This is a genomic window from Falsihalocynthiibacter sp. BN13B15, assembly GCF_041205415.1.
GTDB classification, from domain to species: Bacteria; Pseudomonadota; Alphaproteobacteria; order Rhodobacterales; family Rhodobacteraceae; genus Falsihalocynthiibacter; species Falsihalocynthiibacter arcticus.
This window is the reverse complement of the sequence record NZ_JBGFCE010000124.1, coordinates 1-289: the sequence shown is the minus strand read 5'-3', so window position 1 is coordinate 289 and position 289 is coordinate 1. Positions and strand designations below refer to the sequence as shown.

At 53.3% G+C, this 289-nt stretch carries 1 protein-coding gene; it reads left to right on the top strand.

Annotation, left to right across the window (positions count from 1 at the left end; genetic code table 11):
• On the top strand, positions 1-289 hold a 289-nt coding region (locus tag AB9F26_RS22480), incomplete at both ends, for an efflux RND transporter permease subunit (protein WP_369769151.1).

The window sequence follows — 289 nt, the reverse complement described above, 5'->3', positions numbered from 1 at the left end:
GACGTTTGAGACGGGCACGGACCCTGATATTGCGCAAGTTCAGGTGCAGAATAAACTGTCACAAGCCACCGCGCTTTTGCCCGAAGCCGTACAGCGCCAAGGTGTGACGGTGCAAAAATCCTCGGCTGGGTTCCTGATGGTGATCGGTTTGATCTCCGAAGATGGCAAAATGGATCAGGCCGATTTGTCGGACTATCTGAACTCCAACCTTGTGGATGCCTTTAGTCGCATTGAAGGCGTGGGCGGCACACAGGTTTTCGGGGCAAAATATGCCATGCGGATTTGGCTT